The sequence below is a fragment of the Microbacterium sp. P26 genome (assembly GCF_023712585.1).
GTDB lineage: Bacteria > Actinomycetota > Actinomycetes > Actinomycetales > Microbacteriaceae > Microbacterium > Microbacterium algihabitans_A.
Map to the genome: position 1 here is coordinate 149,240 of NZ_JAMAXZ010000005.1, position 13,833 is coordinate 163,072.

At 70.8% G+C, this 13,833-nt stretch carries 13 protein-coding genes and 1 tRNA gene; 9 read left to right on the top strand and 5 right to left on the bottom strand.

All coding sequences use genetic code 11. The annotated features are described in order from the left end of the window. The first annotated feature begins 142 nt into the window (after positions 1-142). The 6 genes from M3667_RS11355 (at position 143) to M3667_RS11380 (ending at position 5,243) form a co-directional block, all read left to right on the top strand. Positions 143-886, top strand: a complete 744-nt coding sequence (locus M3667_RS11355) for an ABC transporter ATP-binding protein (protein ID WP_251508240.1) — start codon at positions 143-145, stop codon at positions 884-886. Then, positions 868-2,454, top strand: coding sequence for a hypothetical protein (locus M3667_RS11360; RefSeq protein ID WP_251508090.1), 1,587 nt, complete (start codon positions 868-870; stop codon positions 2,452-2,454). Before M3667_RS11355 ends, M3667_RS11360 begins: the two co-directional genes overlap by 19 nt. Before the next feature lie 82 nt (positions 2,455-2,536). Beyond that, complete coding sequence (locus tag M3667_RS11365) at positions 2,537-2,965, top strand: glyoxalase/bleomycin resistance/extradiol dioxygenase family protein (RefSeq protein WP_251508092.1); 429 nt, start codon at positions 2,537-2,539, stop codon at positions 2,963-2,965. 28 nt (positions 2,966-2,993) lie between these two features. After that, positions 2,994-3,383 carry a VOC family protein gene (locus tag M3667_RS11370; RefSeq protein WP_251508093.1) on the top strand — a complete coding sequence of 130 codons (390 nt, stop codon included), beginning with the start codon at positions 2,994-2,996 and terminating at the stop codon, positions 3,381-3,383. Positions 3,384-3,631: 248 nt separating this feature from the next. Further along, positions 3,632-4,267 carry a DedA family protein gene (locus tag M3667_RS11375; protein ID WP_251508242.1) on the top strand — a complete coding sequence of 212 codons (636 nt, stop codon included), beginning with the start codon at positions 3,632-3,634 and terminating at the stop codon, positions 4,265-4,267. A 58-nt stretch (positions 4,268-4,325) separates the two neighbouring features. Further along, a complete protein-coding gene (locus M3667_RS11380) occupies positions 4,326-5,243 on the top strand; it encodes a LysR family transcriptional regulator (protein WP_251508094.1) in 918 nt (305 codons plus the stop codon). Positions 5,244-5,297: 54 nt separating this feature from the next. On the opposite strand, the gene M3667_RS11385 is transcribed toward M3667_RS11380, so the two are convergent. The 4 genes from M3667_RS11385 to galU form a co-directional block, all read right to left on the bottom strand. Then, positions 5,298-5,370 (bottom strand) — tRNA-Ala (locus tag M3667_RS11385). 157 nt (positions 5,371-5,527) lie between these two features. Further along, positions 5,528-6,592: a large exoprotein gene (locus M3667_RS11390; protein ID WP_251508095.1), complete on the bottom strand. Its 1,065-nt coding sequence runs from the start codon at positions 6,590-6,592 to the stop codon at positions 5,528-5,530. A 99-nt stretch (positions 6,593-6,691) separates the two neighbouring features. Next, the gene (locus tag M3667_RS11395) at positions 6,692-7,315 is read right to left on the bottom strand and encodes a GNAT family N-acetyltransferase (RefSeq protein WP_251508096.1); all 624 of its coding nucleotides are present in this window, start codon (positions 7,313-7,315) and stop codon (positions 6,692-6,694) included. A gap of 14 nt (positions 7,316-7,329) precedes the next feature. Then, entirely contained in the window at positions 7,330-8,229 is a 900-nt protein-coding gene (gene galU, locus M3667_RS11400; protein WP_251508097.1) for a UTP--glucose-1-phosphate uridylyltransferase GalU, read from the bottom strand. 56 nt (positions 8,230-8,285) lie between these two features. Between galU and M3667_RS11405 the strand changes: the two genes are divergently transcribed. The 3 genes from M3667_RS11405 to mscL are packed head-to-tail and all read left to right on the top strand — an operon-like array spanning position 8,286 to position 9,626. Then, the gene (locus tag M3667_RS11405) at positions 8,286-8,882 is read left to right on the top strand and encodes a 5-formyltetrahydrofolate cyclo-ligase (protein ID WP_251508098.1); all 597 of its coding nucleotides are present in this window, start codon (positions 8,286-8,288) and stop codon (positions 8,880-8,882) included. 17 nt (positions 8,883-8,899) lie between these two features. Then, on the top strand, positions 8,900-9,169 hold the full coding sequence (locus tag M3667_RS11410) for an FmdB family zinc ribbon protein (protein WP_251508099.1): 270 nt from the start codon (positions 8,900-8,902) through the stop codon (positions 9,167-9,169). Between the two features lie 34 nt (positions 9,170-9,203). Then, complete coding sequence (gene mscL, locus M3667_RS11415) at positions 9,204-9,626, top strand: large conductance mechanosensitive channel protein MscL (RefSeq protein ID WP_251508100.1); 423 nt, start codon at positions 9,204-9,206, stop codon at positions 9,624-9,626. Positions 9,627-9,963: 337 nt separating this feature from the next. Here mscL and M3667_RS11420 read toward each other — a convergent pair whose 3' ends face one another. Next, entirely contained in the window at positions 9,964-13,683 is a 3,720-nt protein-coding gene (locus tag M3667_RS11420; RefSeq protein ID WP_251508101.1) for an AAA family ATPase, read from the bottom strand. Between the last annotated feature and the right edge of the window lie 150 nt (positions 13,684-13,833).

Consider the following 13,833-nt stretch of genomic DNA (forward strand, 5'->3'; position numbering starts at 1 on the left):
ACGCGTCGGACACGAACGCTGGGTGGCGGCGCCCGCGCGCCGCTAGGTTCGAGACGTGACCGACATTCCTCGCGACGTCCCGCCGCCGTCCGCCCTGCCCGACGCGGTCGCTCCCCCGACCTCCGACGACTCGCTGCCCGCGATGCAGATCAGCGGCCTCGTGAAGCGGTTCGGTCAGAAGACCGCCGTCGCCGGGCTCGACCTCGAGGTGCCCTCCGGCTCGTTCTACGGGCTGGTCGGCCCCAACGGCGCCGGCAAGACGACCACGCTGTCGATGGCGACGGGCCTGCTGCGCCCCGACGCGGGGGCCGTCCGCATCCACGGTGTCGACGTGTGGACGCAGCCGGTCGAGGCGAAGAGACTCATCGGCAACCTCGCCGACGGCGTGCGGCTGTTCGATCGCCTCACAGGCGAGCAGCTGGTCACCTATACCGGCATGATGTTCGGGCTGGCGCGCGAAGACGTCGCCGCGCGCACCGCCGACCTGCTGCGCATCATGGACCTGCAGGAGGCTGCGGGCACGCCCGTGGTCGACTACTCGGCCGGCATGACCAAGAAGGTCGCCCTCGCGTGCGCCCTCGTGCATGCGCCGCGTCTGCTCGTGCTCGACGAGCCGTTCGAGTCGGTCGACCCCGTGTCGGCGGCGAACATCGAGGACATCCTGCGCGGGTACACCGCCTCGGGCGGCACGGTCATCGTCTCGAGCCACTCCATGGACCTCGTGCAGCGCATGTGCGATCACGTCGCCGTCATCGCGCAGGGCCGCCTCTTGGCATCCGGAACCGTCGACCAGGTCCGCGGGGGCCAGACCCTCCAGGACCGCTTCGTCGAGCTCGTCGGCGGCCGGCACCACGCGGAGGGGCCGCAGTGGTTGCGACAGTCCTGAAGATCCGGTTCCGCGTCCTCGGCAACACCCTGACGCGGAGCCCCATGCAGCTCGTGGGCTTCATCTTCGGCGTGATCGGCGCGCTGTGGATGCTGGCCCTGGTCGCGATCGGACTCTTCTTCGTCGGCACCCTCGACTTCGACATCGCCCGCGCGACCGTCACGGCCGCGGGAGCCGCGCTGCTGCTCGGGTGGGTGATCGGCCCGATCTTCGCCGCGGGGATCGACACGACCCTCGACCCGGCGAAGCTCGCGCCCTTCCCGATGACGACGCGTCAGATGATGATCGCGATCACCGCGGGCGGGCTGACCGGTGTGCCGGGGATCGCGACCACCCTCGGCGTGCTCGCGACGTTCTTCGTGTGGGCCCGCCAACCCGTCGCCGTGGTCGCAGCGCTCGTGTGCGTGCCGCTGGGGCTGTTGACCTGCGTCGTCGCCTCGCGCGCCGTCGCCGCACTGGCCGGCGGACTCGGCGGAGGGCGACGCACGCGCGAGCTCATCGGACTGATCGGCTTCGTGCTGATCATCTTCGCCAGCCCTCTCGTCATCGGTCTCCTGAACGCCCTCGACGCCGCCAGCACCGGCGGAGTGAACCTGCAGGCCCTCGTCACCGGGATCTCGTGGACGCCCCTCGGTGCCGCGTGGGCCGTGCCCGGCGACCTGGCCGCGGGTGCCTGGCTGACGGGGCTCGCCAAGTTCGTCATCGCCGTCGCCACCCTCGCGGTGCTGTGGCTGCTGTGGTCGCGGAGCCTGTCGGCATCCGTCATCGCTCCCCCGACGCGGTCGACGACGGCGCGCCGGTCGGGATCGCTCGGGCTGTTCGGCGTCATGCCCTCGACTCCGGTGGGTGCCACCTGGGCGCGCTCGCTCACCTCGTGGACGCGCGACTTCCGTTACCTGCGGCAGTTGCTGCTGATCCCCTTCGCCCCCGTGCTCGTGCTCGTCTATTCGCGGGGCGACCTCGACGGACCGTTCTTCGCCGCCTCGGGCTTGCTGGTCGGGTTCTTCGCCGGGGTGCTGGCCTACACCGACATCTCGTACGACGGCACCGCCTTCGCGACCGTCCTGCAGACCGGCATCCGGGGGCGCGCCGACCGCCTCGGGCGCATGCTGGGTTGCGCGACCGTGAGCGTGCCGCTCGTTCTCGTGGCGGATGCCGTGACGCTCGCGATCGTCGGCACGTGGGAGCTTCTGCCCGCGGTCGTCGGCGGCTCGATCGGTCTCACCCTCGTCGGCCTGGGGGTCAGCGCCGTCAGCTCGGCGATCATCGTCATTCCGACTCCCGCCCCGGGCGACTCTCCGTTCAAGCGGGTGCCGGGGTCGACGTTCGCGATGTTCCTGGCGTTCCTGTTGTGCTGGGGGCTCACCGCCGTGCTCGCTCTGCCCGCCGTGATCCCGGCGGTGATGGCCCTCTTCTTCGGCGTGACGGCGGCCGGATGGGTGTCCGTCGCGCTCGGTCTCGTGTGGGGCGTCGTGGTTTTCGCGATCGGCGTGCTCATCGGCGGGCGGCGCTTCGACGCCGATGCTCCCCGCCTGCTCGCGCAGCTGCGCACGTACCAGGGGGCCTGAGCCGTCGGCATCCGCTCTTCCCGCTCGCTGAGCTCGGGTCTAGGGTGAGGGCCACACGACCCCGCCGCCGGAAGGATGCCGCATGGCCACCTCACTCGTCGTCTACCTCTCGTTCGCCGGAGCCGCCCGCGAGGCGATGACCTTCTACGAGTCGGTCTTCGGCGGGGAGCTCACGATCAGCACGTTCGGCGACTTCGGCATGACAGAGGCCCCCACCGACGGCGTGATGCATTCCGAACTGCGTGCCGATGGCTTCACCGTGATGGGCGCCGACGGCTTCGACGAGCCCGAGGGCGGCTGGGGCGCAAACCGCATGCACGCGGCCTTCATGAGCGACGAACTCGACCGCGTGCGCGGCTTCTACGATCGCTTCGTCGAGCGCGGCGCCGAGGTCGTGCAGCCGCTCGAGAAGCAGATGTGGGGCGACCTCTACGGCGAGCTGAGAGACCCGTGGGGCGTGGCGTGGATGTTCAACATCGCCGCCCCGGGCGGGTGGGCCGAGGGCAACTGAGCGTTGCGGCCTGCACGAGCGTGAGCGCGTGAGCATGCGCCTCGAGCTGGTCCCCCTGTCCGTGTCCGACGTCGACCGGAGCATCTCGTTCTACCGCGACGTCGTCGGCTTCGTGCTCGACCACGACGTCTCCCCCGGAAACGGGATGCGGGTCGTCCAGCTCACCCCGCCCGGCTCCTCCTGCTCGATCGCCTTCGGCGTCGGGATGGGCGCGGGGGCACCGGTGTCCAACCTCCACCTCGTCGTCGACGACCTGGACAGCGTTCGTGCCGGGCTCGCGGCCAACGGCCTCGACGTGTCGCCGGTGCAGGACATGGGCGGCGGGGTGCGCTACGCCTTCTTCGCCGACCCCGACGGGAACTCCTGGGCCCTGCAGGAGATCAGCGCGGGAGCCGCGCTCCCCGATCCCGCGTCGTGAGCCGCACCGGCCCTGGGAGGTCGGTCGTATCGCCGCTCGCGCAGGGGAAGACGAGGGCCGCCCTCGTCGGACGGTTCCGGATGCCGTGCCGCCCGGCATCTCGTCGGCCTCGGCGCACGGCCCGTGAATTCTTGGCGGCTCCTTAGAGCGCGTGCGTTAACGTCGGCTCCGGACCCCGGTGCCCGCCACCCCGCGCGCGCCGGAACGAATCGGGGAGCGAACCTGCCGTGAACATCCACTCCGTCGCCATGGCGACCGGGATCCTGCCCGACGCGGCGTCGATCCTCCACGCTTTCGGACCGTGGGTGCTCGGCGGCATCGCCCTGCTGATCTTCATCGAATCGGGCGTGCTGTTCCCCTTCCTGCCCGGCGACTCCCTGCTCGTCACCGCCGCGGTGCTGGCCGGCCCCCTCGGCATCCAGCCCTGGCAGGTGCTGCTGGTCGGCATCCCCGCCGCGATCCTCGGCGACCAGGTCGGATACTGGCTCGGTCGACGCTTCGGTCGACGCTTGTTCCGCGAGGGTGCCCGCGTACTGCGACCCGAGCGTCTGCACGACGCCGAGAGCTTCTTCGAGCGGTACGGCGGCGGCTCGCTCGTGCTCGGGCGCTTCGTGCCGATCGTGCGGACGTACGTGCCGGTGGCGGCCGGCACGGCACACATGCCGTACCGCCGGTTCGTGCTGTGGAACACCCTGGGCGCGACGCTCTGGGTCGTGGCCATGACCCTCATCGGTCTACTCCTGGGCGGCATCCCGTTCATCGTCGACAACATCGACGTGCTGATGATCGTCATCGTGCTGATCTCGGTGCTCCCCGTCGTCGTCGCGATCGTGCGCAAGACGCTCGCCTCGCGCCGAGCCCGTGCGGCGACCGAGGCGGACTGACACGACGCACCGACCGTGCCCGCCGGGTGCGGCGCGGGCCGGAAGCTAGGATCGCGACATGGACGTGCCCATCCACGCGATCCGCTACTTCTGCGTTCTGGCGGAGGAACTGCACTTCGGACGGGCCTCCGAACGCTTGAGCATCACTCCCCCCTCGCTCAGTCAGCAGATCAGCCGGCTCGAGCAGAAGCTCGGCGTCAAGCTCTTCGAACGCAATCCCCGCAAGGTGGAGCTGACCAGCTACGGACGCGATCTGCTGCCCCTCGCTCGGCGCCTGCGCGACGACCATGATCAGATCGTCGCGTGGGGCAGGTCGGTGCAGCGCGACATCACGGCCCCGCACCTCCGCGTCGGCGTCGTCGCCGCGGGGGCCGGAGCCCTCACGACCGCGGCCATCAGCACGACCCTGCACAAGATGCCGAACGCGCGCATCGAGATGCGGAGACTCGGGTTCTTCGACGTGGCGGGCGACCTCGAGGCCGGGCTCGTCGACGTGGTGTTCGCCCCGTGGCCTCTGCGGCTCGCCCCCCGCGTGCGCACCGAGCCGCTCTGGCGCGAGCAGCGGGTGCTCGTCGTGCCGCACGGACACCACCTGGCCGAACGGGAGTCGGTCTCGATCCTCGACACGAAGGACGAGGTCTTCGTCGCGGCCAGCGGCGGTGCGCCGGAGGTCATCGATTGGTGGCTCGTCGACCCGCGGCCCGACGGCTCGCGCCCGCAGCGCGGGCCCACGGCCGACAGCATCGAAGGACTGCTGGAGCTCGTCGCGGTCGGTGCCGGCGTGAACATCGCCGGTGAATCGGCCACGCGGCGCTACCAGCGCGAAGAGCTCGCCTACGTGCCGATCGACGACATCGAACCCGCCACCGTGGTGCTGTGCAGCCTCACCGACACCCTCAACCCGATGGTGCAGGTGTTCCGCGAGACGGCCCTGGAGCTGTCGCCCATTGTCGGCGGGGAGATGCATTCCGAATGAGGCGCACGCAGAACAGCGCCGCACCCCGTGAGGGATGCGGCGCTGTGTTTTCTGTGGACCTGAGGGGATTCGAACCCCTGACCTCCTCGATGCGAACGAGGCGCGCTACCAACTGCGCCACAGGCCCGGAAACCTCGTAAACACTATCACGACACCTCCCCGTCACCCGACGCGGGGCGCACCCCGGGCGCGCCGTGCGTCGACGGGTGAGAGCGGCGGATGCCACGTCGTCGGCCATGCCGTCGGCGGTGACGCCCCGCAGTCGGTGGCGTCGTCGGCGGGGCTTACTGGCCCGACGCGCGACGCTCGAGCAGACGACGCACGTGGTCGTCGATCTCGATGTCGTCGACGTACCCCATGGCCGCGTACTTCGACGGCACGGGAGCGGCGGCGGGCGTCTCGACCGGACGAGCGGTCTCGATGGGCGTCGGCGCCTGCGTGGCCGCGATGTGGCGGGCCGCCTCCTCGCGGGCGGCTGCGCGCAGCGCCTCGCGGGCGATCTGCTCGTCGACGACGGCGGCGGCGCGTGAGCCGGCCGACGCGACCAGCGGGCGCGGAAGTTCGCGCGGCGTCCAGGTCGGGCGCGGTTCGGGCACGAGAGCGACGTCCTGCACCTCGGCCGCAGCGCGTGCCGTCGCCTCGACCGCGGGACGCACCTGGGTGCGGGCCGCGATCACGGAGAGCCGTCGGAGCACGACGAGCGAGGCCAGCACGACGGTGACCCCGATGATCAGCACGACGGGGGCTGCTCCCGCGACGACCTGGATCGCACCGACCAGAGCCGCGACGACAGCGGCCAGCGCGGTCGACGTCGTGGCCAGGCGGAAGCGACGGCGGGCACGCGCTCGGCGGGCCTCGGGACGGGCGACCGCCGCGGCGCGTTCCGCGTGGGCGCGCTCGAGGGCGGCGGCGTGCTCGGCCCGGGTCTTCTCGAGGGCGGCGGCTCGCTCGGCGCGGGCCACCTCGACGGCGGCGGCGCGCTCGGCGCGGGCGACATCGAGAGCGGCGGCGCGCTGCTCCTTCACGACGTCACGATCGCGCGCGGTTTCGAGGCGAGCGACCTCGAGGCGCGCTTTCGCGGCCGCGAGCTCGATCTGGGCTTTCTGCGCCTGCACCTGCCGCGCGAGCTTCTGCTGCTGGTGGGCGGTGCGCGTGGTGAGCTCGAGGTGCACCTCGCGCGGCGTCTCGGCCGTCTCGGCGAGCACGCGCAGCGCCTGGTTGAGGCGGACGGCGTTGCGTTCGACCGAGGTGAACCGGTGTCGGCTCTGCCACGACGGAAGGAGGTACACCAGCCAGAGCGCGACGGCGACGAAGACGATCACGCCACCGCTGAGAACCTGCCCACCCATGGCACAAAGGTAGGCCACCGAGAGATCACACCTCGGCATCCCCCCGCGTGTCGTGCCCAGACTTCTGCACATCGGGCGCAAGCACCCCGGGGAGCGCGCTCAGATGCGGTCGGCGGGCGGAACGCGAGCGGCATCCGGGGGCACCTGACCCCGCTGCCAGCGGTCGAGCACGCCGTGCGGGACCTCTTCGCGCACCAGGGCGAACGCGTAGTGATCGCGCCAGTCGCCGTCGATGTGGATGTACCGACGACGCAGGCCCTCGTACCGGAAGCCGAGCTTCTCGACCACGCGCAGGCTCGCGTGGTTCTCGGGGCGGATGCAGATCTCGACGCGGTGCAGGTTGAGCTCGGTGAAGCACAGGTCGGTCGCCATCGCCACGCTCACCGTGGTGATGTTGCGGCCGGCGAACTCCTCGGCGACCCAGTAGCCGATCGTCGCCGAGGCCAGGGAGCCGCGCGAGACGCCCCACACGTTCAGTTGTCCGGCGACGTCGTCGTCCCACGCCATCACGAGCGGGACGCCGACGCCGTCGCGGTACTGCTGCAGGAGGCGACGGATGCCGAGGCGCATGTCGAACGACACGGGGCCGTCGGGACTCGTCGCCTCCCACGGACGCAACCACGAGCGGTTGTCGATCAGCTGCTGCTGGAGGACGCGCGCATCGCGATTGCGGATGAGGCGGATCGACACCTGGCCGTGCCGCCTCGGAATCGAAAGATCCATTGCACCCCGCGGGGTCAGAGACCCTTGGCGAACTCCTTGAACCACGGGCGCAGCGCCGGGCCCAGGTCTTCGCGGTCGGCCGCGAGCTGCACGATCGCCTTGATGTAGTCGACACGGTCGCCGGTGTCGTACCGACGGCCGCGGAACACGACGCCGTAGACGCCGCCGCCGTCGCCGCCACCGGTGGCGAGCTCCTCGAGCGCGTCGGTCAGCTGGATCTCGCCGCCCTTGCCGGGCTCGGTGCGCTCGAGGATGTCGAACACGTCGGGGCCGAGCACGTAACGACCGATGATCGCGAGGTTCGAGGGAGCGTCTTCGGCCTTGGGCTTCTCGACGAGCTGCGTGACCTTGACGACGTCGTCTTCGTCGGTGGCCTCGACCGCGGCGACACCGTAGAGGTGGATGTGCTCGGGGTCGACTTCCATGAGGGCGATGACCGTGGCACCGCCGCGCTTGTCGTACTCCTCCATCATCTTGGTGAGCAGCGCGTCGCGCTCGTCGATGAGGTCATCGCCCAGGAGGACGGCGAAGGGGTGCTCGCCGACGTGGCTGCGGGCGCGCAGCACCGCGTGGCCGAGACCCTTGGGCTCGCCCTGACGCACCATGTGGATGTCGGCGAGGTCGGACGAGTGCTCGACCTTGGCGAGCTTGTCGCTGTCGCCCTTCTCGCGCAGCTTGGCCTCGAGCTCGGGCATCGAGTCGAAGTGGTTGGCGATGTTGTTCTTGTTGCGACCGATGATGATGAGCACGTCGTCGATACCGGCGGCGGTGGCCTCTTCGACCACGTACTGGATGGCCGGCTTGTCGACGACCGGGAGCATCTCCTTCGGCATCGCCTTGGTGGCGGGAAGGAAGCGCGTACCGAGTCCGGCGGCCGGGATCACGGCCTTGAAGGGCTTTTGAGGCATGGGCATACCTTATAGGGAGCCGACGACACCGCCGTTACACGCGCGCACGTAGACTTACCGGCATGCCGGATCGCATCGAGCAGGCCAAGCGCGCACTGCGCGCCGATCTGCGCGAACGCCGCCAGACCGTCTCGGCGCACGCGCGCGAGGTGGCCGAGGCCGGCGTCAAACAGCAGCTCGACGCCCTCGTCGATCGCCTCGGTGCGCGCAGCATCTCGTGCTTCCTGTCGACGCCCACCGAGCCCGGCACCCACGCCTTCGTCAGCGGGGCGGTGGCACGCGGCATCCGGGTGCTCCTGCCGATCACGCGCGAAGACGGCCTGCTCGACTGGAGCGTCGCGACACCCGAGACCGAGATCACCGAGGGGCTGTTCGGCCTGCCGGAGCCCGTGGGCGACGTGCTCGGGCCCATCGCCGTCAACGACGTCGACCTGCTGGTGATCCCCGCCGCCGCCGTCGACCAGGGCGGCATGCGCCTCGGCTGGGGCCGCGGCTACTTCGACAAGACCCTCGGCTCGATGGAGAAGTGCCCGCCGGTGTACGCGGTGATCTTCGACTCCGAGCTCATCGACGACGTGCCGCGCGACGTGCACGACCAGCCCGTGTCGGGCGTGGTCACCCCCACCCGCACGGTCGCGATCACCGCACGCATCGCCTGAACACCCGAAGGAACCCCATGCCCACGTACTCCTACGCCTGCAAGCAGTGCGGACACCGCTTCGACACCGTGCAGTCCTTCTCGGATGCCGCTCTCACCGAGTGCCCCGAGTGCGGCGGTGAGGTGCGCAAGCAGTACGGCTCGATCGGGGTGACCTTCAACGGTTCCGGGTTCTACCGCACCGACTCCCGCAACTCCACCTCCAGTGGGTCCGGTAGCGGCTCGACCGGTTCTTCGACATCATCGAAGTCGGAAACGAAGACGTCCGCCCCGTCCTCGGCCTCCTAGCCCCGGTCGGCGCGGCCAGAAGGGGAGCCTGCGCATGATCAAAGGATTCAAGGAGTTCATCCTCCGCGGAAATGTCATCGACCTCGCCGTCGCGGTCGTCATCGGCGCGGCGTTCACCGCGGTCGTCAACGCGATCGTCAGCGCGGTCATCACCCCGCTGATCGAGGTGTTCTACAAGCCCGCCGAGAACGGTGAGATCGGGCCGTCGATCACGGGCATCTACGGGCAGGAAGTGGTCTTCCCCCTTCCCACCCTGCTCTCGGCGATCATCAGCTTCTTCGCCGTGGCGATCGTGGTCTACCTCGTGTTCGTCTACCCGATGAACCGGTGGAAGGCCATCGCCGCCGCTCGGGCCGGGGTGAACGAGCCCGCCTCCGACGAACCGAAGCTCCCCACCGAGCAGGAGCTGCTCGTGCAGATCCGCGACCTGCTGGAGCGCCAGAACGACAAGGCCTGACGTCCCGACGGAGCCCACGGCATCCGCGCCCTTCTCGAGGCGAGCGGATGCCGTGGGCTCCGTCGTTCAGTAGTGCGGGGGTACCTCGCGCAGCATGCGTTCATCGTTCGGCCCGGATGCCGCGGGGCGTGACGCCGCACCGCGAGCGGGGTCGTCGGCGGGTGCCGGCTCGGCCGATGTGCCGGGTGCGGGCATCAAGCGTGCGCGGCGTGCGCCGCGCACACGGACGACCGGCTGCCGAGCGGCGGCGGGGGTCCCTGAGCCTGTCGAAGGGACGGGACTCACCGCTGCATCGGAGCCGGAGGGGCTTCCGTCCGGATTCTGCGTCATCGCCGGCTCAGCCGGGCAGGTCGAGCTGTTCGGTGCTCGTGTCGGGGCCTGCGCCGTCGGCGGGCGCGACGCCGAGAAGCCCGGCGATGCGCGCTGCGACGCCCGCGGGGTCGCTGTACAGGTCGAAGGCGTGCACGCGCACGTAGTGCCACCCGAGACGGCGCAGAATCTGCGGGCGCAGACGCAGCGTCTCGCGCAGCGATTCGCCGATCGTCTCGGGGTCGCTCTCGGCGACGACGGCCTTGCCCTGGTAGCGCGCGACCAGCGGCAGCAGTCCGCGGTAGTCCACATCGACCTCGACGCCGAGCTGCCGCAGCTCCCGCGCGAGCGCGCGGGTGAGGGGGTCGGCGAGGTCTTCGAGACGGGTCTCGCGTCCGCGCGCGGCAACGTTGCCGAGAATGCCCATGAGGGTCGCGGCCCCGTGCTCGAGGCGTCCGTCGTCGAAGGCGGAGGGCCGGATCGACGACACGATCACCATCGAGCGACGCGCGCGGGTCATACCGACCGTGAGCAGCCGCTCGCCGTCGGGCGTCGACAGGTCGCCGAAGTCGCTCAACACGCGCCCGTGACGGGTCAGGCCGAAACCGAGCGAGAACACGACGCGGTCGCGGCTCTCGGCTACCGACTCTTCGAGCGTGAGCACCGCGAACGGCTCCGCCGCGTCGCGCGAGACGAACTCGGCGATATCGGATCGTCCGGCCAGCGCCGCCACGACCGACGCACGCACGCGCTCGGCGTGCTTGCGGCTGGCGGTGACGACCATGAGCGACTCGGAGGCGCGGTTGACGGCGTGCTCGATCACGAGGGTGACCACGCGGGCGACCTCGGCGTCGGGGCTCTCGACCGCACCACTGACCGGGTCGGGCGCGCCGACTCCGCCCTCGACGTAGTCGACGCTCAGGCTGCCGCGTCCGAGGTACGAACCCGCCCACGGCAGCGACACGATCTCACCGCCGTAGAAGGCGTCGTTGACGAGCTGCGAGAGGTCTTCTCCCCCGGCGCGATAGCTGCGGGTGAGGGTCTCGACCGGCAGCAGCTCGGCCACCCGCTCGAACACCGACCGGTCGTCGAACGGCACCTCGTCGCCCTCGACGCCGTCTTCGTCGTCGAGGGTGGGAGCGATCGCCGCGCTCACGCGGAACGGGGTCGGCTTCTGCACGACCGGGTCGCCGAAGAGCACCACCTGGCGCGCCCGGCGCAGGGCCGGGGTGGCCTCGGCGAGGCACAGGGCCGCGGCATCCGCGATGATCACGACGTCGAAGGCCAGGTCCCACGGCACATCGGGCACCTCATAGGGCGACGCCAACCACACCGGCGCGAGCGTGCGCAGCAGGGTGGGCGCGGCATCCGAGATCTCTTGCGCGGTGTGCAGGCCGTCTTTCAGCGCGTGCTTGAGGGCCGTCGCCTCATCGGCGTGATCGACGATGCCGATGCGCCATTGCGTCGCGAGCTGCGCCGCGAGAAGCGGACCGGCCGCCGCCGCGTGCGCCTCGTCGACGAGACGGAAGTCGCGCTCGAGACGGTCGACGACGCTGGTGTTCGCGCCCAGCAGGGCGCGGTCGCTGCGCAGCAGGTGCTCGAGAGCCGACTGCCACCACGCGAACTCGAGCTCGGCGCCGACCCGCTCTTCGGGGACGTGGCGCACCGACAGCTCGACGAGGAGCTGCTCGAGGCCGAGGCGGGCGAGTTCGGAACGCAGCTGCGCGCGCTCGACGAGGTTGTCGAAGAACTCCGATTCGGCGGCGAGACCCGCGAGCGTGCGCACGAGGCGCTGCACGGGAAGGGTCGCCAGGCGCTCCGAGCCCTGTCGGCCGAGGATCTGATCGAGTTCGCCCAGCAGGGCGTCGGTGCGCTGCCACGCCACGTGCACGTCGGCGAGGCCGAGGGGCACCTCGGGGGCGACGCCGGCCTCGACGAGTCGGTGCCACTCGGTGCGCTGCTGCTGGATGCGCATGAGCGCCTCGTACATGTCGGGCACGTGCACGCCCGGGCGCACGTACTCCTTCGACAGGCGCTTGAGCCGACGACGGTTGGGCCCGCTCATCGCGGAGCCGTCGCGGCGCGGCGAATGCGCGTCGATCAGCTCGCCGATGGGGCGCTCGAACACGCTGGGGCTGAAGCGGTCGAGCGACTCGCGGATGCCCTGCAGCAGTTTGAGGTACGAACCCAGCTCCGACACGGTCTGGAACGGGCGCATGCGCGTCTGCGCGATGAGCTCGTACCCGCGCTCGATGAGGCGCGGCACGTCGGAGGAGTGGAGCTTGCCGGCCAGGTCGTGCGCGGCCCGCGCGTCTTCGGTGCGGGTGAAGCTGACGCCGTACCAGGGAGAGTCGTCGGGGCCGAAGCGGAACTCGCCCAGTCGTGCGGCCATCGCCAGAGCCCGCGCGGCTGCGTCGCGGCGACCCGACAGACGCTCGAGAGTGGCCACGTCGAAGCGCGCCGCGGTCGAGGGCGGAGGAGAGACGGATGCCAGCTTGGTGAGCTCGCGCAGCACGTCGAGCGCCGAGACGCCCAGGGCCAGGTGCGGCTCGGTCACCGCCGAGCGGTAGTCGCGCAGCACGGTGCGCAGCCGCACGAGCGCGTCGTCGATCTCGGCGACCTTGGGCTGCTCGGCCTTCTCGTTGCGGCCGATCGCGCGGATGAGATCGCGGCGCACGTGGTGCGGCGAGACGGCGAGTCCGGTGAGACCGACGCCGGCGAGGCGGTGCCGGATGCCGTCGAGCGTCGACCGGCGAGCACTGACGACGAGTACGCGCTTGTTGTCGTGCACGAGCTGGCCGATCGCGTTGATGACCGTCTGCGTGCCGCCCGTGCCGGGGAGCGTGTGGACCGCGAGGGAATGCCCGGCGGAGATGCGCGCGAGAACGCGCTCCTGCTCGGCGTCGGCGTCGAGCAGAAGGGTGTCGGCGGCGGGCGGGCGCTCGTCGGGCCCGACGACGGCCGGCTCGGCGCGGCGCACGGTGATGCGCGCGCGGTCGTCGGCGTGACCGGCGAGGGCGTTCAACAGCGTGTCGTCGAGGTCGTGCGTGTCGCGCGCCATGCCCGAACCGACGTCGGCGAACGACGAGATGATCAGGCGGGGGTGCACGACGAAGGTCGGCACGTGCGTGGTCAGGCGACGGATGTGGTCGATCACCGGCTGCGGCTTGAAGACACCCTGGTCGTAGGCGAGACCCGCGAGAGCCGCGCTGTCGATCTGGATGCCGAGGTGAGTGCGGAACGCACGCGCCAGCTCGGGGTTCATCACGAACGCGCCGTGCAGCTTGAGCTCGAAGTCGCCGTGGTGGCGACGGATGGCGAGCGGACGCAGCAGCACAGGGGCCGACCACTCCACTCCCCCGATCTTCCACGCCGACAGGCCCACGGCCAGGTGCACGGGTTCGAGGCCGCGCGCGGTGCGCAGCTCGACGTTCTTGGCGGTGATGCGTTCTGCGGCCATTCGCGCCGTGCGCAGGGCGACCTCGTCGCGGAACAGGTTGCTCAGCATGGTCGCGCGACCCGTGATGAACTGCGGGAGCGAGCCCGGGTGCGCCTTGGTGATGTCGATGCCGGCGTCGCGGGCGTCGTCGAAACGCAGCAGCGTCGAGCGGCCGCCGAGCACCGCGGCCTCGGCCCTGATGCGGTCGCGTTCGGGGTCGGCGACGTGGCGAACGACGATGCCGGGCTCTGACAGTCGCAGCTCGCCCGGATCGACGGACGTCGATTCGTCTCCGTCGGTACCGATCACGGTCCCGTCCTCAGCTCGCCACACACCTGCCAGACTAAGCCGGTCGATGCGGGATCCCGCGCAGCGGGCGCGAGTTTCGCGGGAATAGACGACACGCCGCGCGATCGGCGCTTCCTCCACAGGTGGCAAGTCGAGCGGATCGTCCCCATT

Bases quoted from the DNA above. Each gene is read 5' to 3' on its own strand.
- M3667_RS11355 (WP_251508240.1), top strand. From the start codon at position 143: ATGCAGATCAGCGGCCTCGTGAAGCGGTTCGGTCAGAAGACCGCCGTC.
- M3667_RS11365 (WP_251508092.1), top strand. From the start codon at position 2,537: ATGGCCACCTCACTCGTCGTCTACCTCTCGTTCGCCGGAGCCGCCCGC.
- M3667_RS11375 (WP_251508242.1), top strand. From the start codon at position 3,632: ATGGCGACCGGGATCCTGCCCGACGCGGCGTCGATCCTCCACGCTTTC.
- M3667_RS11380 (WP_251508094.1), top strand. From the start codon at position 4,326: ATGGACGTGCCCATCCACGCGATCCGCTACTTCTGCGTTCTGGCGGAG.
- M3667_RS11390 (WP_251508095.1), bottom strand. From the start codon at position 6,592: ATGGGTGGGCAGGTTCTCAGCGGTGGCGTGATCGTCTTCGTCGCCGTC.
- M3667_RS11395 (WP_251508096.1), bottom strand. From the start codon at position 7,315: ATGGATCTTTCGATTCCGAGGCGGCACGGCCAGGTGTCGATCCGCCTC.
- galU (WP_251508097.1), bottom strand. From the start codon at position 8,229: ATGCCCATGCCTCAAAAGCCCTTCAAGGCCGTGATCCCGGCCGCCGGA.
- M3667_RS11405 (WP_251508098.1), top strand. From the start codon at position 8,286: ATGCCGGATCGCATCGAGCAGGCCAAGCGCGCACTGCGCGCCGATCTG.
- M3667_RS11410 (WP_251508099.1), top strand. From the start codon at position 8,900: ATGCCCACGTACTCCTACGCCTGCAAGCAGTGCGGACACCGCTTCGAC.
- mscL (WP_251508100.1), top strand. From the start codon at position 9,204: ATGATCAAAGGATTCAAGGAGTTCATCCTCCGCGGAAATGTCATCGAC.